Raw genomic sequence first — 17,477 nt, 5'->3', positions numbered from 1 at the left:
ACATTCATGCTATAATTTCTCTATCTGATTTTATAAGGTGATGAAAGGTTTGACTAAAATTACGAGACGCTCATTCTTAAAAAAAACAATTGGAGGCTTGCTGACATTTTTGGGCTTAGGCGGTGGCACCTATTATTATGCACGGGAACTGGAGCCGTTTATGCTTCACATAAATGAAAACAATATTACATCTGATACAATTACACCAGTATTTAATGATTTTAAAATTATACAATTCTCCGATACACATATCGGATTTCATTATTCCCTTGAACAATTCAATAAACTGGTAAACTCAATTAACGAACGTAACCCTGATTTAATTGTATTTACAGGAGATCTTGTTGATAAACCACATCGTTATAATTGGAACAATGAACTGGTTCAGGCTTTACAATCCTTAAATGCAAAACACGGGAAATATTGGATTTATGGTAACCATGATCATGGGGGTTATGGGACGGAAAAGGTTTTGGAAGTAATGAACCAGGCCGGATTTAATCTATTGCAAAATAGCCATTCCATTATCGAAAAAGACAATGATCGAATCGCCCTGGCAGGGATTGACGATGTTATGCTTGGTAAGCCGGATTTAAATGAAACTTTAAAAAATGTAAACCCCGACCTTTTTACCGTTTTACTGGCACATGAACCGGATATCGCGGATACAGTTGCTAATTTCCCTGTCGACATCCAATTATCAGGACACAGTCATGGTGGTCAGGTCCGTTTCCCGTTTATTGGACATCTTTACACACCAGCATATGCTGAAAAATATGTAGATGGCAGGTATACGTTCAATGATGATAAGTTCTCGCTCTATGTTACACGAGGGATTGGTACAACCCGTCTTCCCTACCGCTTTTTGTGCAGGCCTGAAATACATGTCTTTACATTAAAAAGTAAGTAATTATTCTTTCTTTATGAGATGCCAATTAAATTGTCATAGATAGTTCATTTTATTAATTTATTCTAGTGTTATAATATGCTTAATCATGCTCAATTGTAGAAAGGATGTCTAAAAGAATGAAGCAATTGCATCTGTTATTATTCGGTCTGGCCTTTTTCCTTGTTGGCTGCAGTGAAGATATTGAAACAAATATGTCAGAGGAAGTAGCAGACTTTGAATTTACAACGCAAGACAATGAAACATTAAGTCTTAATGACCTTGAAGGAGAATGGTGGGTCGCAGACTTTATTTTTACAAACTGTACGACAGTCTGTCTACCAATGACATCAAATATGACGGAGTTGCAATCGAGAATGAAAGAAGAAAATATTAATGCGCAACTGGTTTCTTTCAGTGTAGACCCTTCCTATGACACTCCGGAAGTTCTAAAGGAATATGCCAACAGCTATCAGGCTGATTTAAGTAACTGGTCTTTCCTGACGGGTTATGACTTTGAAACCATCAAAGAATTATCGATTACATCATTTCGGCAGCTTGTTGTTGAAGCACAATCAGGATCAGATCAGGTCACACACGGCACCAGCTTTTTCCTTGTAAATCCTGAGGGTAAAGTGATTAAACAATATGATGGTGTTGATTCAGATTCAATCGACATAATGATTGAAGACTTAAATACTGTGATGTAAGTAGTAAGTTATTAAAATAAGGGGTTCTATGATGAAGAAAATTTGGTTCACATTAATTATATTATTCGCCGCGATACTGGTTGCCAGTTTTTTAATTCCTAAAGAAACACAACCTTCTGCAGATACCAGGATTGTTCTCGAACATTCAAAAAGCACATACATAGCACCAACATGTTTTGAACAGTCAAATCCGACAAACTGGCTGGAAGATGCTACATTGGAAGATGCTGGAGAATTGGATTACCCACCTGAGGGCGCTTGTACCGAGGAAGCCATGAAAGGTGTGAGGGATTCGTTATTTATAAGTATTCTGAAAGATGTGGGAATACTGGATAAAAAATGGGATAATTGGCAATAACCGGAAAGAACAGAAACACTGATATTTCTGTTCTTTTTTGCATAGATAACCATTTTATTTTTCCCTTGCACAGGGACAACCTTTACGATACGATATATACAAGATATACTGTAAGCATGGAAAGGAGGTAAAAAATGGAAAAAAACACTCTCATCAGTGACCTTGCCAGAGCTTTATTTACAATTAATCGTCATGCAAAAACAGCACCGGAGCCCAAGCATTTATATTTCATAAAAAAAGAAGCAATAAACCGTTTACTCAAGGAAAAAAAAGCTGAAAAAGTAGGTCTCCACTTCTCCGATCATCCCAAATTCAGTAACCAGCACTCCACTCTGCTTGTGAAAGTGGATAATTATTATTTTCATGTCCCTCCATCAAAAGATGACTTCAAGGAGCTTGAACATTTGGGTACACTTGATCAGAATTACCGTAACCCCCAAACAAAGATGTCGTTATCACAAGCCAAAAAAATTGTCTATCGTTATATTGATTGGAAACCGAAAAAGCAACCACACAAACCGAGACGAAAATATGCTTCATCCTATTTCACCCCTTCTTCATTGGGGAAAATGGAATGGCCTCCTACCAAATCTCATCGGCACTATTGATGAATTTATATATTTCCATACGTTCCATGTTTCAAAACGCCTTTAGTAAGGTAATAGATTACTAAAAGGAGGAAGCAAAATGATTGAACTCAAATCTTTCATGCATGAACTGGAGCGCTATGCAGATCAAACACATAATTTAAAGGATAAATTTGAAATGTTGTCAGAGGCTGAAAAAGAAATGGTAATGGAAGCTGCACCTGCCAGTTTAAAACAACCTGATGAATATTTTCACCCTGTTTATGAGTGGTTAGAGAATATGCGTACTAACTTAGATGGAAAAACTGAATATTGAAATGCAACAAAAGCGTATAGCTAAAGCTATACGCTTTTTAATTGCAGTTAGACATACCCGCTATATATGATGACCCACTACTCCTTACCACTGAATTGCTTGGACTATCCTGGCTTTTCTAATATACCTTCTTCATTAATCGCCCGTAGCTAATTGAAATTATAAGTATAATGCCAAAAAACGCCAGGGCTTGTAAGATGCCTTTCAGAAGGTGCAAATGTGATTGAACTCTATCCCCTGCCATTAAAATGACAACAAAAAATCCTGTTAATATTAGCAAACTGATTATCAAATAACTTAGTAATTTTGTGAATTTCATTATTACAAACCAATGAATAACTGGCCGTATAATCGAAAAACTGATTAGCATTCCAATAACTGCCATAACAATATAGACATGTTTTTCTTCTATCACAGAAGGTAGGAATCGTGATAAAAAAATCCCGTTTAATATAAACATAAAACAATCCTCCCCCCCACTCATTCATTTGTACATGAATACAGTTTCAACCTTTATTTCTCCAAATATACATGATTACTATGATATTATCATTATGGATTTGTTATAATCATTCTAAATGCTATCTTCAGGGGGAGGAATGGTACGGTGAACAAAGCGTTTATCTATATCATAATTGGAGCAGCCCTTTGGGGGACGATTGGCTGGTATGTGAAGAATCTATATGCATTTGGCTTCACACCTATGGAAGTTGTTACTCTAAGGGCATGGTCTTCTGCAATTCTTTTAGTATTCTATTTACTTATTTTCTCAAGGAAGAAACTTAAATTACATAAACCAATAGATATTAAATACTTTTTGGGCACCGGCATCTTAAGCATTATCTTTTTTAATTATTGCCTATTTACAGCAATAGAATTATCCACAATTCCTATTGCAACCGCATTACTATATACAGCACCGGCATTTGTATCAATAATGTCATTTTTTCTATTCAAAGAACCACTTACCAGAATTAAAATTATTGCTTTATTCATTACATTAGTAGGTACATTTCTAGTAATTGGACTTATACCGTTAGACCTGCAAACCATTCAGTTCAGTAGTATATTATTCGGATTAGGTTCTGGGATCGGCTATGCATTGTATAGTATCTTTAGTAAATTCGCGTTAAAAAAGTATACAAGTTTAAGTATCACAACATTTACATTTGTTGTGGCGGCCATTGTATTGCTGCCATTTTTTCCATATGTGGAGAAAGCTCATTTGTTTACTGATCCTGCCGTTCTTTTCTTTGTATTTGGATTAGGATTTTTACCAACTGCATTTGCCTATATTATCTATACCTATGGATTACAGCAAACTGAAGCGTCAAAAGCTTCCATTTTAACCACAGTTGAACCGGTTGTTGCAACATTCGTAGGTATATTTATATTTCAAGAAGACTTTACATTTATCCAAATGATAGGAATGGCATTGATAATTGGTGCTGTTATTATAATCCAGATATTTGGAACACCTGAAAAAATATTACAACGCAAAAAAACAGGATGACATATGTGTCAATCCTGTTTTTCTTTTGCTAAAGCTTCTTGCTTTTTTTTCAATCGCAATTCAATTTGATTGATTCTCTTTTCATCATCGAGTAACTCCTGTTTATTTTGTTGAACAAGTTGTTCAAAGTTTAGTGACTTTGGTCTCATGTGATACACTCCTTTTATGTCCTAACTTTATTATACCCTTTTTTAACTGCAGCAAACTTAAATTGTTTGAACATTTTATTACTTTTTTATTTTTTTATTATTTGAATGTTATATCAGAAAACAAAACTTCGCTATTGATTCCTGGCAATAAAAAATGGAAAAACATTTTTTTCATCAGCGTTAATCAAATTTGATTACTTTTGACTTTCCTTTGTACGGATAAGTTCATACTGATTTAGTAACCGATCCAGTTCCTGACTTATTTCAATGGATTCAAAATTTGTAAATCCTTTTTTCATCGCTGATTGTGTCATTTTATCACGCAAAAATTCTATTTGCCTTAGCAAGTCATTCATAGCATACATGGATTTACTGGTTACCTCCTTCTACTAATCTATTTAAATGTAGCACAGTTAAATCAATTCAAACAAATTTTATTAAACTGCTTTTTTTGAATCAATTGTGCCAAATAAGAGAAGTTTATACTCGTATACTTATATACGCTGTGCTACTATAAAAGTGGAATGAATATTTGGAAAGGATGTCTCATTTGACAGTATCAAAAAGGAAAAATGAGTGGATTGAATGGGGAAAAGCTATTCTCATCGCATTACTTATTGCATTTATTTTAAGATCATTTGTATTTGCGACTTCAATCGTCGAAGGAGAAAGTATGGAACCAACGCTTGAAAACGGTGAGCGAGTAATATTTAATAAAATTGTTTATTTATTGGATGAGCCTGAGCGCGGGGATGTTGTCATCATTGAGCGTCCTTCAAAAAACTATGTAAAACGCGTCATCGGCCTGCCTGGGGAAACCATTGCGGTAAATGGAAGTGAGTTGTACATAAATGGAGAAAAGTATGAACAGACGTTTTTAGATGAAGGATATCTGCGACAATCCGGTAACTTTGGCCCTATTGAAATACCCCAAGACAGCTATTACGTAATGGGCGACAATCGTTCTGTAAGTAAGGACAGCAGAAACGGTCTTGGATTTATTGAAGAAGATACAATCATAGGTAAATCTGAATTAATCATTTACCCATTCAGTGAGTGGGCAAGAACAAAATAAAGAGGGCCGGGAATCTCCGGCTCTCTTCTCATGTTATTAAGCTTCATTATCAAAAAGACAATACCCTATGTTCAGTGCTAAAATTAAAAAGCAAATTGCACCAAAAGCAATCTCCCACATTTCTATGCTCCCCTTTCAAATGATCTGGACAGTTGCATCTTAGAAAACTTGGCTTTTGCCAAGCCTTATGGCAAAAGTCAAAGCCCACACTTATGCAGTATAAATGTTTTATACTTTCTTAACTGCGAACAAACGGATAAACGTAAAACATCTCCCCTCTATAATAACAATTTCCCCATCCTAAATAAAGTAAAATATGATAAAATATGTACGAACAACACCAACGTATAAAGCAGGTGAAGAAATGCTACATTGTCCTTATTGTGGAACAGGTGTAAAAAATGATGAACACTATTGTGTAAAATGTGGTAGGCAATTACCAGAAGATATAAATACACGCTCCCAAGGGAAAAAACAATTTAATAAAATTTGGCTTTTGCCATTGGCTGTGTTTGTTTTAACTATAATTTCAACAGGAATCTATTATTTAATCTTACAAAACCAGACCGCACAGGCTAAGGAATTATATGCTCAGGGTGAACATCTTTTAATGAAGGAAGACTTTGTTGCAGCGAAAGATCTGTTTGCCGAAGCACTTAACAAAAAGGATAATTTTGATCAGGCCGAAACCTCTTTAGGCTTTGCGGATGAGGCGCTTCAGATTCAGACAGCCTTGGATAAAACAGATAAATTACTGGAGAAACAGGATTTTCAACAAGCTCTGTCATTGGTTAATGAAGCTGAAAATAACTTAAATAATTATAATGGTACGGCAGTCAATCAACTAATTGATTCCATCGTACAGAAACGCGAAACAATCCAAATTTCACAATTAAATAATATACTGGAAAAAGAACCAGATATAGATGAATTAAAAATACTTTTATGGGAAGCAGATGATATTAATAATAAAGAAGCTAAAAACATTACATCGAATATCCGGAATCAAATAATAGAATTTTCTTTTTCAGAAGCCAGTGAGCAATTAAATAACAAACAGTTTAATGATGCTCAAATACTTGTCGAAGATGGTTTAAAATATGCACCGGACTCTGAAAAACTTCAAAGTTTAAAAACCACCATTGAAAAAGAAAAAACAGCTTTTGAAACAGCCCGGCAGCAACGAATCGAACAGGCAATCAACACCGCTGCCAAAGAACAGCAATTAAACGAAACAGATGCGATAGAAATTGTTTCAGCAACCATTGATAAAGATGAACAAGGGAATTTTGCCGTAAAAGGTGAAGTTGAAAGTGTTGCGACTGTTCCCATTCATTCTATACAAATTGAATATTCTATTTTGAATGAAAATGGTACAGAGACTTTGTCAAATAAAGTATTTGTCTTCCCTGACAGACTTTACCCCGGCGAAAGCGGGAAATTTGAATTCACACATTTTGACATTGGTGAACAAAGCAATAATTTAGATGTCGAAGTAAATAAGATAACGTGGTACACAAATGAATAAGATGTTTTCTTCATTGCAGAAAAGAGGTGAATATCGATGCAGGAAAAACGATACCCTCCAATCATCATTAGTATTTTAATTTTGATTACTGGAATAATAGCCTTTATCGTTTTATACAATCATTGGACAACAAAAGAAGTCTCTGTAAACAATCCGATAATAAACCAGTTAAATACAGATACTGGAGCGCCTGACCTAAAATCAATTATATATGAAGCTGAAAAAAATGTGATCCAAATAGAAGGACAGAATGAAAACAGTACAGTGACTGGCTCAGGTTTTCTCTATAATGAACATGGCGATATTGTAACAAATGCACATGTGATAAATGATGCGGATGTTATTTATGTAAGGACATCCGATGCACAGATTTATCCGGCTGCAGTCGTTGGGGCAAGTGAATCTACTGATATTGCTGTTATACGCGTCCCACAACTTGCGGGGCAAAGCTTCTCCTCTCTTGAAGAAAAGGAATTGGCTGAAATAGGTGATGAAGTGATTGCACTCGGAAGCCCGCATGGATTTCAAAACACAGTAACACTTGGTATTATTTCAGGTAATGCTCGGAATTTTTCCCTGGACGGTTATTCCTATTCGAATACTTATCAGATATCAGCTCCCATCACACATGGCAATAGTGGCGGCCCTTTAATTAGCAGGCAAACAGGTAAGGTTATTGGCATTAATTCAGTAGGAACACAAGATGGAACAATTGGATTTAGCATCCCGATTGTAGAAGTTATTGATCAGATTAAACAATGGTCAAACGAGGCACAAAATAAAGAACTGGATTTTGCAGGGACAGATGATATGATAAATACAAATCGTCCCGAAAAATTTAAGGAAGACGCAGAATACTTAGTTGATTATTTCCTGGAAAGCATTTCGATAAGGGATTACGTAAATGCATACACACTTTTAGGGAGCTCCCTGCAATCGGAAATGACCTATTCCGAATTTCGTGATAAATATATTCAGATTGTTGCTTTAAGTTACTCAAACCTCAAAAGCAGTGTCACGGATTCCAATCAAATTCGAATCACTTCAGAGGTTGAGATTGAAAGTAATTTACAAAATGAAGATGACACCATTCAGCAATCCTATGAAAATGAATTTATAATCGGATACGAAAACGATCAATTGAAAATATTAAATATAAGTACGGAAGAATGAACGTAAGCAAACAAGTTAACGGCATTAAAAATCCCAGCCACAAAGAATATAGTGGCTGGGATTTTTGGGAGTTAAGAAAGCATAAAGCTATCCTACTGCATCAGTTCGGGCTAAAACTTTCACCGTAAAACTTGGCAAAAGTTAAGTTATATAGGCAAAACGTCCATACAAATTTGATGAAAAGACATATAGTATAACTGTACGATCTGGGAGGTGGATTCAAATGGGTTATAACAATAGCTTCGGCGGATTTGGTGGTTATGGCGGTTACGGCTGTGGCAATCAGGTTGGCGGTTATGGAAACGGAAATTCATTTGCGCTGATTGTGGTGCTTTTTATTCTTTTAATCATTGTTGGCGCAGCTTTTTACTGTTAATAGTAAGCTTGTGCTATTTCACTAATAGCACAAGCTATTATTTTTTTAGATATCATAAAACTTTCTAGTGTGAAATTATCCAATAATCATTTTTTCTTTTGGGTAATGGTATTTTCCGTTTTTCTTATTTGTTTTAAATACAAACAATAAGGTAATGATTCCTACCCTTCCAACAAACATCAGAAACATAAGAATAATTTTGCTGAACACAGTCAATTCACTTGTTACACCTAGTGAGAGCCCCACTGTTCCGAATGCTGAAGTCACTTCAAACAGAATTTCTGTTAATGAATATGGCTCAACAATCGATATAAGCAATATGGAGATAAACACGAGAATCATTGCCATTAATATAACTGTGACAGCCTTCATTAAGTCTTCTTCGTGTACTTCCCGGTTAAATACACGTATACTATTTCTTCCTCTTGCATAAGTAATTATAAAAATGACAACAAGGGCAAATGTAGTTGTGCGGATACCTCCTCCTGCGCTGCTGGGTGATGCACCGATAAACATTAATAAAGACATAAATAGATGGTTTTCCTCTGTTAGTTGACTTACATCCATTGTTGACAGTCCACCGCTTCTTGTTGTAACCGATTGAAACAAGGAATAAAACAAAGATTCATGCCAGGATTTCCCACTGAAAAAATTCCCTATATCCAACAGGTAGATGAACACAGCACCACCAATAATTAAAATTAGAAAAGTGCTCGTAGTTACTTTTGTGAAGAGACTAAAACGTTTCGTGTTTTTATGTTTACGTGCAGGACTCGTGAAAATATACTCTTTGACTTCAATTAAAACAGGAAAACCAATAGCCCCAAAAATAATAAGAATCATGTTAACAAATTGCACAAAATAGTCACCACTGAACGGGACAAGTGATTGACCAGTGATATCAAAGCCACCATTACTAACAGCACTAATGGCGCCAAAAAAACCATGTAAATAAGCTTCTCCAGCGGTAGGGAAATACTGCAAGAAATAAGTCCCTAAAACGAGAAAACCAGTGACTTCAATCGTTAATAGCACATAAATAATTTGTTTGATTAAACGTACCATTCCTTCAAAAGACGACTGGTTTTGATCTGTCATGATTAGTCGGCGTTCTTTCAAACCGATTTTCTTTCCCAACAGCAGCCATATAAATGTGCCAATGGCCATTACACCAACTGCTCCCAACTGCATAATAAGCGCTAAGATAATAATACCTGTAGTACTAAGTGTATCAGCAATGGTTATCGTGCTTAATCCGGTCACACTGAGCGCACTTACCGCAGTAAATAATATATCGATAAACGCTATATCCACTCCATCCTGATAAACAACAGGTAATGTCATAAGCAGCGTTGACAAAAGTACGGCTAAAAAATAAAAAATCAACAATACTTTAAATGGAGATAGTTTATTTATCCATCTTAATAATGGATGTTGCTGCCCATAATACATACATGTAACTCCTCTTCTACCTACTATTAGTTCAATGGAATCTGATTAGAAAACTTACCTTATCTAAATCTGAACTGCTAAACAAGTTAGACAAGAAAATCAGCATTTCTAATTTGCTTCCTTAAATTTTTTTAATAACTCTTCTCCCTGATAACCCTTTTCAATTAGAGATGATAACATTTGTTCTATTTTGCTTTTGTGTCTGTCAACAATTGTTCCTATCAATAACACATTCAAGTTATCCCCTATTTCATTAACCCCTAATACTGTAGTTATGAAAGTAGCTGGTTCATTACTTTTTTTGGTTATTTTGACCTGAACCATAATTTCATCGTTTTCTTCTTTCAACTGTGAAAAGAAATCTTTGTATGAATGCTCCACGTATGCTTCGATGAGCCATTGATTCTGTTCATCTTCCCGATTTATAATCAGACCATCCAGTAAAGGGATATTATTTTGGATAATATCGTCTTCTCTATGTTCCATAATTTCCAGAGCTTTTAGTTTAAATGTTTTCATAAAATCAATCGCTCCTCCTATATAATTTTCATTATCCTCTTAGAATAACTAGATTGTAACAAAATTTACCGCTTTTTGGTATTTTATTAATAAAGTTATTACGTTCAGTTATGTTTGATACATTGCAGGAGATATCATCCTATAAAATTGATTTGAACGATATCACTATTGAGGAAATTATTGCATTATATCAGTATACTTTTAAAAGTAATTTAAATGTGTATTTTTATTGTGAAAATGTAATTGCGGATGCCGGTAATTTACCAAAGCTATTATCTTTTTTCTTTATTACAGCCAAGCGAAATCCAATCGTTATGATTATTGATGGAGAAAATGTGCAAGAAGGCTACAATAATATTGCTTCATTACTTCACAATCAGGCAATGCATGCTGAACTTCGGGTGAATCATAAAGTTACCAGCGATAAAGCAATCACAATATAAATTAGTCAGTAGCTTCAAACATAAAGTTTTAGAAAGAATTTGGTTTAGCCTCGATAAACATACTAAAAGGATACAGATGATACAGACATCACCAGCTCGGTGATGCTTTTTTGTTAGATTGAAAAAGGTTATAGACTATGCGACTCCTTCTGTGAATGAAGGCTTACAGTTAAACTTGGTGATAAACCAAGTTTTCTAAATATACACCTGTTAACCGACGAATATTATTGTATAATTAGATCACTAGCGTTGCATTAATTTAAAACAAAAATTAAAAAGACTCATAATATTCACTAATTTACTGTTGTGCAAAGAAAAAGTCCTTTATAATGGATATAGTCAGGTGGTAACCCGTCCAAATCCACTAATAAAGGACAAAACTCATGGATAAGATTACACGAAAAACCTCGTTTGGGCAATGGTTTTCACCAATTAATATTCAATTAGTTGAAGAAAATGTGAAAACGATGAAATTAGATTACTATACAAAAAAATTAACGACAGAGTCATTTCTAAAATTACTACTTTTTTCTCAGCTACAAGAGGTCGAAAGTTTACACGCATTAACCGATTCTCTTTTCGACGATCAGCTTCAGAAGGAAATCGACCTTGATTCTATCAGTGTTTCTCAGCTTTCGCGTCGGTTAAATGGTATCAATCCAGATCTATTTCAACGAATTTTTCTTGATTTAGTGACGCAAATTCATGAGAAAACGCATTATTCCAAGCTTGCAATGCCACTGAAAATCATTGATTCAAGCACGCTTCCACTTAATTTAACGAACCATAGGTGGGCTGAATTCCGGAAAACAAAAGCTGGTGTAAAGCTACATCTTCGCCTTGTATTTATGGAAAATGGGATATCGTATCCGGAAAAAGTTGTTTTAACGAACGCAAAAGAACATGATCGTAATCAGCTTGAAGTTCTGGTCGATGATAAAGAATGCATGTATGTTTTTGACCGAGGCTATTTGGATTATGAGCGCTTCGATCAGATGACATATGATGGTTACTTTTTCCTTACTAGGCTTCGAAAAAATGCTGTGATACGGGTAGTTGACGACTTTAAACTACCGGATGGTTCAGCTGTTTTATCGGATCAAATGGTGTTAATTGGTACGACACAAAATCGTACTGAGAATTACTTTCGCCTTCTAAATGTTGAAGATTCAAAAGGAAATGTACTCCAATTATTTACAAACCGTTTTGATTTGAGCGCAGAGGAAATCTCGGAAATGTACAAATCACGCTGGACAATCGAACTGTTTTTCAAATGGATTAAACAGCACCTAAATATCAAAAAGTTCTACGGTCAAAGTGAAGCCGCGATTCACAATCAAGTGTTTATCGCACTTATTGTTTATTGTTTAAATGTACTTGCTCAAACCAATACGAAAAGTAAACGAACGATTTTACAAATCAGCCGTTTTCTAAAAGCATCCTTATGGAAACCAGCTTATATCTGGGTTTTGAAAATTGAAGGGAAGGGTGCTTCTTAATAAAGAAAACATCGCTGTCACTTTAGCCTAATTGTAAATTTTTAAAAAATGGATGGGCCACCTTTAGTTGGGTATTTAGTTTTTTGGCTCTGTTAGAAAAAAACATATAACTGAAAATTACAACTATATTTATGCAACGCTAGTGTAATTAGATATATTCCTAAATATTAACTCATTCAAATTAGAATAGGGGATGTGTGGTTTTATGCGAAATTTTATTTTTATTGCTATTTTTATTCTTTTATTATCAGCGTGTTCCAAAAATGAACCAGCTATTATAAAACAGGAAACTTCCTCTAATCATCATAGTGGTAAACCGGAATTAATCGAAGAGACCACCGAAGAGGAAACAAAAGGATACATTGATTTTCCTGTAGCGGATGAACTTGTGAGGATAAATTTGGAGATGGTTCCAATATTAAAAGAGTACCTTGCTGTCATATATGACGCTGATGAAGCAATTGATCAAATGAAATTAGAACGTGTTCATACACAAGGGGAAAGTATTTATCTGCTGGAGTTTTCTTGTGTAAGTGAGTTATGCTCCTATTTGTTACTCAATCCATCCAGTGATAAGCAATCTTATTTATTAGCAGATATGGCAAAATATACCGATATGCGGGCGTCACCAGATAACAATAAACTGAGCTTTCGATTTGACCGACAAAAGGCGTCTCCCCTTCCCTTAACAAACATCGTCGTTATAGATATAAAAAGTTGGACTACGTTATCCTTAAATAATGAAATGAATGATGATAATATTTTGCATTATACATGGCCTATACTTACCTTCGAATGGATAGACAATGAAAGTATTTCTATAGACATCCCTGCCGTAACAGAACCGACGGAAGAACTTATTTACAAATGGCAGGAAGAAGGTGAAAGAAATATAACTAATAACACCTTGCGAATTATAACAAAATAAAATGTTTATGTTGAACAGTACATACAAATGGTACTGTTTTTTTATTGTAGTAAACAAATAGTTCTTTTCTGTTACATACGTGTTACTAAGAATTTCACCTAAATCCTCCTGCAAAAAGAAAAGTCACATGTATATTTACACGACCATCTTCAAATTATATGTAGTGAAGTCTTTCAGGAGGAGGTAACAATATGACTGTAGGAAGTCAGGTAAAACAAACTGTCGCAGGACTTAAAAGTGCACAGGCAAGTTTTGAACAATTTGCATTGCAGACAGAAAATAAACAGGCAAAACAAATGTATGAAAATGCCGCGCAACAAACAATGGCAATTTTACAAAGTGTGGAACCAAGAATTCAGCAAATGGAACAGGAAGAACCTCAATATAAGGGGTTTTAAAAAACTTGGTCCTTCACAGGCCTTTATGGCAAAAGCCTTAGCCTGAACTTATGCAGTAATAAAGTTTTTACTTTCTTAACTGTACAGGGAATAAGAGGTTGGCGCCTGCCAGCCTCTCTTCTATCTCATAGTAGAGAAACGGGTGAGCATGATGAAAACGATAAAAGCAATTCTACTTATAAATATTGTATTTTTGTTGGTTGGATGTACGACAGATTCAACGCAGAACACACAGAAAGATACTGACATTGATCTAATAAAAATTTCCTCAACCAATACAACTAATCAAAATCCTTCCAATCAAGCAAAGGAAATTCTAAGTAAACATGAGGACATTACATCTGTCAAAGCAGTCAACACAGACAAGCATCTTGTGATTGCTATGGAAATTGAACATAATAAACGATTTAGGTTAGCGCAACTTAGAGAACAGCGAACGAAGGAAATGAAAGAATCATTTCCAGATATGAAGGTTGAATTTTCAACAGATAAAAAAATAATACTTGAACTCGATCGTATCGAAAAAGAAATTGAGTCCGGCAAGCTTTCCAAAAAAGAGCTGGAGAAAGAATTAAAAAAAGTTATAACATTATCGAAAGAACAGACCTAAAGAAAAGAGTGAAACGCAATGGCAGATCAAAAAAAGAAAAATTTACCACCAGAGGCACAGGAATATCAAGCATTTCAGCAACAGCGTGAAGTGAAACGTCCCCTATTCAAAAACTGCATAAAAGCTTTTCTCGTAGGTGGATTTATCTGTTTTATCGGCCAGATTATTTCTACATTTTATATTTATTTTTTCCATTTTACAGAGCAGACTGTAGCCAATCCCACTGTTGCAACATTGATTTTTATTACCATGCTGTTAACCGGTTTTGGTGTTTATGACCGGATTGGTCAATTCTCGGGGGCTGGCTCAGCTGTACCTGTTACCGGATTTGGTAATGCTGTTATTTCTTCGGCTATCGAATATCGTACAGAAGGATTTATTTTAGGTGTAGGCAGTAATATGCTGAAATTAGCAGGCCCGGTTATTGTATATGGAGTATTCTCCGCTTTTGTCATTGCACTTATAAAAACGATATTAATTCAATGGGGTGGTTTATAATGCTTGTAGGACACCGTACATGGACATTTGAGAATAAGCCGGTCATCGTATCGACAGGCACAGTGGGAGGTCCCTTTGAAGCGAATGGTAATATACCAAATGATTTTGATTTACTCCATGATGACATGTGGCTTAAACAAGATTCCTTTGAAAAATCGCAACAACTAATGATGGAGGAAGCTTGTCAGATTGCAGTTAAAAAAAGCATGATAGAAAAGGAACAGGTGGAGTTCTTTATAAGCGGTGATTTAATTAATCAAATTACTCCGTCCAATTCAGCTGCAAAAACAATGAATCTCCCCTATTTTGGGTTGTTCAGTGCCTGTGCAACTTCTATGGAGAGTCTGGCATTATCTTCATTTATCATTAACGGGAATGGTGCCAATTATATATTAAGTGGAACTTCCAGTCATAATGCTGCGGCCGAGAAACAATTCCGTTACCCGACAGAATATGGTGGTCAAAAGCCGCCCACGGCGCAATGGACAGTCACCGGGGCCGGCTGTGCATTGGTTGCCAAAGAGGGAGTTGGACCAGTGATTACCTCTGCTACAATCGGTAAGGTTGTGGACATGGGAATTACGGATCCTTTTAATATGGGTGGTGCAATGGCTGCAGCTGCAGTTGATACAATTGAAACACATTTCAAAGAAAGGAATGTCGATCCTTCGTTTTATGACCTGATTATCACTGGTGATCTTGGCCATATAGGCAGAGAAGTTTCCTTAGATCTACTTGTGGAAAGAGGTATGGAATTACCTGCTGATAAATATGTCGATTGTGGTCTTACAATTTACCGGGAAGGACAGCCTGTGCTCGCTGGCGCAAGTGGATCAGCATGTTCAGCTATTGTAACATACGGACATTTTTTAAATCTCATGAAAAAAGGGGATTTAAAGCGAATACTGGTTGTAGCCACTGGATCGCTGCATTCTCCACTGAGTATCCAGCAAAAAGATCCGATTCCATGTATCGCACATGCAGTTTCTATAGAATCAGGAAGTGATGAATTATGATATTCTTTTGGGCATTTGTTATAGGTGGTCTTATTTGTGTCATCGGCCAGATTATGTTCGATGTCTTTAAATTAAGCCCTGCACATACATTAAGTGCTCTTGTTGTCTCCGGAGCAATATTGGACGGGTTTGGTCTATATGAACCCCTCATTGATTTTGCCGGAGCCGGGGCAACTGTGCCGATTACAAGCTTTGGTAACTCCCTGGTCCATGGAGCAATGGCAGAAGCAGAAAAGCATGGAATCATCGGTGTAGTAACCGGTATGTTTGAGGTAACCAGTGCAGGTATTTCTGCTGCTATTATTTTCGGAGTAATTGGAGCCATCTTTTTCAAACCAAAAGGTTAGGAGTGTTTAAAAGCATATGACAGTAGGTTCACAAGTTAAAAGCTGTTACGCTTCCATAAAAAGTATGGAAGCAACATTAGGAATATTGGCTAATAAAACACAGGAAAAAGAGACAAAAAATGCATTTGACAACGCAGGCCAGCTTATCGCTGATATAAAAAATGATATGCAAAAAAAAGTAATTGAACTTTCGAAAGAAGAACCACAATATTAATTTGTTTGAAAGGGAATGATCCGAATGCCGGAATGGGTTATTGTTATTATAAAATCAATTACATTGTTAGTAATATTATTTTTATTAACAAAATGGCTTGGTTCAAAACAACTGTCTAAATTGAACATTTTTGAATATATTTCCGGTATCGTTCTGGGGGGTGTTGTTGCAATACATACAATGGATCCCAACAGCAATATACTTCATGCATTAATTGCAATGTCCATTTGGTTTCTCATACCTTTTGGAGTTGAATACATTTCCTTAAAAAGTAAATCCTTTCGTAATTTCACACAAGGGAAAAGTACTGTATTTATACAGGACGGAAAAATAATGGAGGATAATTTAAAAAAAGAGGGCTATTCTACCGATGATCTGCTTGAAAAACTTCGGGATAATAATGTATTTCTGGCTTCGGACGTTGAATTTGCCTTATTGGAACCGTCAGGAACATTAAGTGTTTTACCGAAAAGGGAAAATCGCCCCTTAACAGCGAAAGACCTTGGATTAAAACTTGCACCACAAAAAGAACCCCAAACCGTAGTCATGGACGGTAATGTTTTACTGGAACCATTGGCAAATTTGAATTTAAATACAAAGTGGCTGGAAACCGAACTGGACAAAATGAATATAAGTATAGAAAATGTATTTTTAGGTCAGGCAGATTCAAACGGACAATTGTACGTTGATTTATACGACGATAAAATTGCTGTTCCAAATCCATCAGAAATACCACTTCTCCTTGCTACCATGAAAAAATCGCAAGCGGATCTGGAGATGTTTGCACTGGAGACTGAAAATAAAGAAGCAAAACAAATGTATGAAAAAAATAGTGCTAAACTACAAAAAGCAATTGATATGATATATCCCTATTTAACTTAG

Annotated in this window: 24 protein-coding genes; 20 read left to right on the top strand and 4 right to left on the bottom strand. The window is 35.6% G+C overall.

All coding sequences use genetic code 11. The features are described from left to right. Window positions 1-58: 58 nt before the first annotated feature. The 6 genes from ACZ427_RS06395 (at window position 59) to ACZ427_RS06370 (ending at window position 4,370) form a co-directional block, all read left to right on the top strand. Entirely contained in the window at window positions 59-910 is an 852-nt protein-coding gene (locus tag ACZ427_RS06395) for a metallophosphoesterase (protein ID WP_461179832.1), read from the top strand. Window positions 911-1,026: 116 nt separating this feature from the next. After that, window positions 1,027-1,596, top strand: a complete 570-nt coding sequence (locus ACZ427_RS06390) for an SCO family protein (RefSeq protein ID WP_461179803.1) — start codon at window positions 1,027-1,029, stop codon at window positions 1,594-1,596. A 28-nt stretch (window positions 1,597-1,624) separates the two neighbouring features. Then, the gene (locus ACZ427_RS06385) at window positions 1,625-1,954 is read left to right on the top strand and encodes a hypothetical protein (protein ID WP_464883545.1); all 330 of its coding nucleotides are present in this window, start codon (window positions 1,625-1,627) and stop codon (window positions 1,952-1,954) included. 134 nt (window positions 1,955-2,088) lie between these two features. Further along, a complete protein-coding gene (locus tag ACZ427_RS06380) occupies window positions 2,089-2,562 on the top strand; it encodes a YkyB family protein (protein WP_461179805.1) in 474 nt (157 codons plus the stop codon). A 79-nt stretch (window positions 2,563-2,641) separates the two neighbouring features. Further along, complete coding sequence (locus ACZ427_RS06375) at window positions 2,642-2,857, top strand: hypothetical protein (protein ID WP_461179806.1); 216 nt, start codon at window positions 2,642-2,644, stop codon at window positions 2,855-2,857. A 607-nt stretch (window positions 2,858-3,464) separates the two neighbouring features. Next, the gene (locus tag ACZ427_RS06370; RefSeq protein ID WP_461179808.1) at window positions 3,465-4,370 is read left to right on the top strand and encodes a DMT family transporter; all 906 of its coding nucleotides are present in this window, start codon (window positions 3,465-3,467) and stop codon (window positions 4,368-4,370) included. A gap of 8 nt (window positions 4,371-4,378) precedes the next feature. Here the strand turns inward: ACZ427_RS06370 and ACZ427_RS06365 are convergent, their stop codons facing one another. Beyond that, entirely contained in the window at window positions 4,379-4,519 is a 141-nt protein-coding gene (locus tag ACZ427_RS06365) for an FbpB family small basic protein (RefSeq protein WP_461179809.1), read from the bottom strand. Window positions 4,520-4,713: 194 nt separating this feature from the next. Beyond that, the gene (locus tag ACZ427_RS06360) at window positions 4,714-4,884 is read right to left on the bottom strand and encodes a Spo0E family sporulation regulatory protein-aspartic acid phosphatase (RefSeq protein ID WP_464883544.1); all 171 of its coding nucleotides are present in this window, start codon (window positions 4,882-4,884) and stop codon (window positions 4,714-4,716) included. Window positions 4,885-5,060: 176 nt separating this feature from the next. On the opposite strand from ACZ427_RS06360, the gene lepB reads away from it, so the two are divergent. The 4 genes from lepB to ACZ427_RS06340 all read left to right on the top strand — a co-directional run bounded on the left by lepB (window position 5,061) and on the right by ACZ427_RS06340 (window position 8,671). Beyond that, window positions 5,061-5,594, top strand: a complete 534-nt coding sequence (lepB, locus tag ACZ427_RS06355; protein ID WP_461179811.1) for a signal peptidase I — start codon at window positions 5,061-5,063, stop codon at window positions 5,592-5,594. A gap of 316 nt (window positions 5,595-5,910) precedes the next feature. Then, window positions 5,911-7,122 carry a zinc ribbon domain-containing protein gene (locus tag ACZ427_RS06350; RefSeq protein ID WP_461179812.1) on the top strand — a complete coding sequence of 404 codons (1,212 nt, stop codon included), beginning with the start codon at window positions 5,911-5,913 and terminating at the stop codon, window positions 7,120-7,122. Window positions 7,123-7,158: 36 nt separating this feature from the next. Continuing rightward, window positions 7,159-8,295 carry a S1C family serine protease gene (locus tag ACZ427_RS06345; RefSeq protein ID WP_461179813.1) on the top strand — a complete coding sequence of 379 codons (1,137 nt, stop codon included), beginning with the start codon at window positions 7,159-7,161 and terminating at the stop codon, window positions 8,293-8,295. 319 nt (window positions 8,296-8,614) lie between these two features. Next, window positions 8,615-8,671 (top strand): YjcZ family sporulation protein, encoded by a 57-nt coding sequence (locus tag ACZ427_RS06340; RefSeq protein ID WP_101844851.1) that lies wholly within the window; start codon window positions 8,615-8,617, stop codon window positions 8,669-8,671. A gap of 75 nt (window positions 8,672-8,746) precedes the next feature. Here the strand turns inward: ACZ427_RS06340 and ACZ427_RS06335 are convergent, their stop codons facing one another. Together ACZ427_RS06335 and ACZ427_RS06330 are read right to left on the bottom strand one after the other, a co-directional pair. Then, entirely contained in the window at window positions 8,747-10,123 is a 1,377-nt protein-coding gene (locus tag ACZ427_RS06335) for a TrkH family potassium uptake protein (protein WP_461179814.1), read from the bottom strand. Between the two features lie 108 nt (window positions 10,124-10,231). Next, entirely contained in the window at window positions 10,232-10,642 is a 411-nt protein-coding gene (locus ACZ427_RS06330; protein WP_461179815.1) for a YwpF-like family protein, read from the bottom strand. Between the two features lie 110 nt (window positions 10,643-10,752). Between ACZ427_RS06330 and ACZ427_RS06325 the strand changes: the two genes are divergently transcribed. From ACZ427_RS06325 to ACZ427_RS06280, 10 genes are all read left to right on the top strand, one after another. Continuing rightward, window positions 10,753-11,085, top strand: a complete 333-nt coding sequence (locus ACZ427_RS06325) for a hypothetical protein (protein WP_461179816.1) — start codon at window positions 10,753-10,755, stop codon at window positions 11,083-11,085. Between the two features lie 383 nt (window positions 11,086-11,468). Further along, window positions 11,469-12,584: an IS4 family transposase gene (locus tag ACZ427_RS06320; protein WP_464883430.1), complete on the top strand. Its 1,116-nt coding sequence runs from the start codon at window positions 11,469-11,471 to the stop codon at window positions 12,582-12,584. 205 nt (window positions 12,585-12,789) lie between these two features. Further along, entirely contained in the window at window positions 12,790-13,512 is a 723-nt protein-coding gene (locus ACZ427_RS06315; RefSeq protein ID WP_461179241.1) for a hypothetical protein, read from the top strand. Window positions 13,513-13,703: 191 nt separating this feature from the next. After that, window positions 13,704-13,910: a DUF1657 domain-containing protein gene (locus ACZ427_RS06310; RefSeq protein WP_461179242.1), complete on the top strand. Its 207-nt coding sequence runs from the start codon at window positions 13,704-13,706 to the stop codon at window positions 13,908-13,910. A gap of 142 nt (window positions 13,911-14,052) precedes the next feature. Then, entirely contained in the window at window positions 14,053-14,520 is a 468-nt protein-coding gene (locus ACZ427_RS06305) for a YhcN/YlaJ family sporulation lipoprotein (protein ID WP_464883543.1), read from the top strand. An 18-nt stretch (window positions 14,521-14,538) separates the two neighbouring features. Further along, window positions 14,539-15,018 carry a stage V sporulation protein AC gene (spoVAC, locus tag ACZ427_RS06300; protein ID WP_461179244.1) on the top strand — a complete coding sequence of 160 codons (480 nt, stop codon included), beginning with the start codon at window positions 14,539-14,541 and terminating at the stop codon, window positions 15,016-15,018. Continuing rightward, the gene (gene spoVAD / locus ACZ427_RS06295; RefSeq protein WP_461179245.1) at window positions 15,018-16,034 is read left to right on the top strand and encodes a stage V sporulation protein AD; all 1,017 of its coding nucleotides are present in this window, start codon (window positions 15,018-15,020) and stop codon (window positions 16,032-16,034) included. Before spoVAC ends, spoVAD begins: the two co-directional genes overlap by 1 nt. Further along, complete coding sequence (gene spoVAE / locus ACZ427_RS06290; protein WP_461179246.1) at window positions 16,031-16,381, top strand: stage V sporulation protein AE; 351 nt, start codon at window positions 16,031-16,033, stop codon at window positions 16,379-16,381. The genes spoVAD and spoVAE overlap by 4 nt, the downstream gene beginning before the upstream one ends. 16 nt (window positions 16,382-16,397) lie before the next feature. Next, window positions 16,398-16,595: a DUF1657 domain-containing protein gene (locus tag ACZ427_RS06285; protein WP_461179247.1), complete on the top strand. Its 198-nt coding sequence runs from the start codon at window positions 16,398-16,400 to the stop codon at window positions 16,593-16,595. Window positions 16,596-16,619: 24 nt separating this feature from the next. Beyond that, entirely contained in the window at window positions 16,620-17,477 is an 858-nt protein-coding gene (locus ACZ427_RS06280; protein ID WP_461179248.1) for a DUF421 domain-containing protein, read from the top strand.

It is taken from the genome of Virgibacillus ainsalahensis (assembly GCF_055380755.1).
Note: the sequence above shows the minus strand (reverse complement) of the source record. Positions and strands in the feature narration are given on the sequence as shown.

What these genes read in the sequence shown, in the direction of transcription:
- ACZ427_RS06310 (WP_461179242.1), top strand. Translation starts at nt 13,704, where the DNA reads ATGACTGTAGGAAGTCAGGTAAAACAAACTGTCGCAGGACTTAAAAGT.
- ACZ427_RS06320 (WP_464883430.1), top strand. Translation starts at nt 11,469, where the DNA reads ATGGATAAGATTACACGAAAAACCTCGTTTGGGCAATGGTTTTCACCA.
- ACZ427_RS06385 (WP_464883545.1), top strand. Translation starts at nt 1,625, where the DNA reads ATGATGAAGAAAATTTGGTTCACATTAATTATATTATTCGCCGCGATA.
- spoVAC (WP_461179244.1), top strand. Translation starts at nt 14,539, where the DNA reads ATGGCAGATCAAAAAAAGAAAAATTTACCACCAGAGGCACAGGAATAT.
- ACZ427_RS06315 (WP_461179241.1), top strand. Translation starts at nt 12,790, where the DNA reads ATGCGAAATTTTATTTTTATTGCTATTTTTATTCTTTTATTATCAGCG.
- ACZ427_RS06325 (WP_461179816.1), top strand. Translation starts at nt 10,753, where the DNA reads ATGTTTGATACATTGCAGGAGATATCATCCTATAAAATTGATTTGAAC.
- ACZ427_RS06345 (WP_461179813.1), top strand. Translation starts at nt 7,159, where the DNA reads ATGCAGGAAAAACGATACCCTCCAATCATCATTAGTATTTTAATTTTG.
- ACZ427_RS06330 (WP_461179815.1), bottom strand. Translation starts at nt 10,642, where the DNA reads ATGAAAACATTTAAACTAAAAGCTCTGGAAATTATGGAACATAGAGAA.
- ACZ427_RS06335 (WP_461179814.1), bottom strand. Translation starts at nt 10,123, where the DNA reads ATGTATTATGGGCAGCAACATCCATTATTAAGATGGATAAATAAACTA.
- ACZ427_RS06360 (WP_464883544.1), bottom strand. Translation starts at nt 4,884, where the DNA reads ATGTATGCTATGAATGACTTGCTAAGGCAAATAGAATTTTTGCGTGAT.
- ACZ427_RS06350 (WP_461179812.1), top strand. Translation starts at nt 5,911, where the DNA reads ATGATAAAATATGTACGAACAACACCAACGTATAAAGCAGGTGAAGAA.
- lepB (WP_461179811.1), top strand. Translation starts at nt 5,061, where the DNA reads ATGTCTCATTTGACAGTATCAAAAAGGAAAAATGAGTGGATTGAATGG.
- ACZ427_RS06285 (WP_461179247.1), top strand. Translation starts at nt 16,398, where the DNA reads ATGACAGTAGGTTCACAAGTTAAAAGCTGTTACGCTTCCATAAAAAGT.
- ACZ427_RS06365 (WP_461179809.1), bottom strand. Translation starts at nt 4,519, where the DNA reads ATGAGACCAAAGTCACTAAACTTTGAACAACTTGTTCAACAAAATAAA.
- ACZ427_RS06280 (WP_461179248.1), top strand. Translation starts at nt 16,620, where the DNA reads ATGCCGGAATGGGTTATTGTTATTATAAAATCAATTACATTGTTAGTA.
- ACZ427_RS06380 (WP_461179805.1), top strand. Translation starts at nt 2,089, where the DNA reads ATGGAAAAAAACACTCTCATCAGTGACCTTGCCAGAGCTTTATTTACA.
- ACZ427_RS06375 (WP_461179806.1), top strand. Translation starts at nt 2,642, where the DNA reads ATGATTGAACTCAAATCTTTCATGCATGAACTGGAGCGCTATGCAGAT.
- ACZ427_RS06390 (WP_461179803.1), top strand. Translation starts at nt 1,027, where the DNA reads ATGAAGCAATTGCATCTGTTATTATTCGGTCTGGCCTTTTTCCTTGTT.
- spoVAD (WP_461179245.1), top strand. Translation starts at nt 15,018, where the DNA reads ATGCTTGTAGGACACCGTACATGGACATTTGAGAATAAGCCGGTCATC.
- spoVAE (WP_461179246.1), top strand. Translation starts at nt 16,031, where the DNA reads ATGATATTCTTTTGGGCATTTGTTATAGGTGGTCTTATTTGTGTCATC.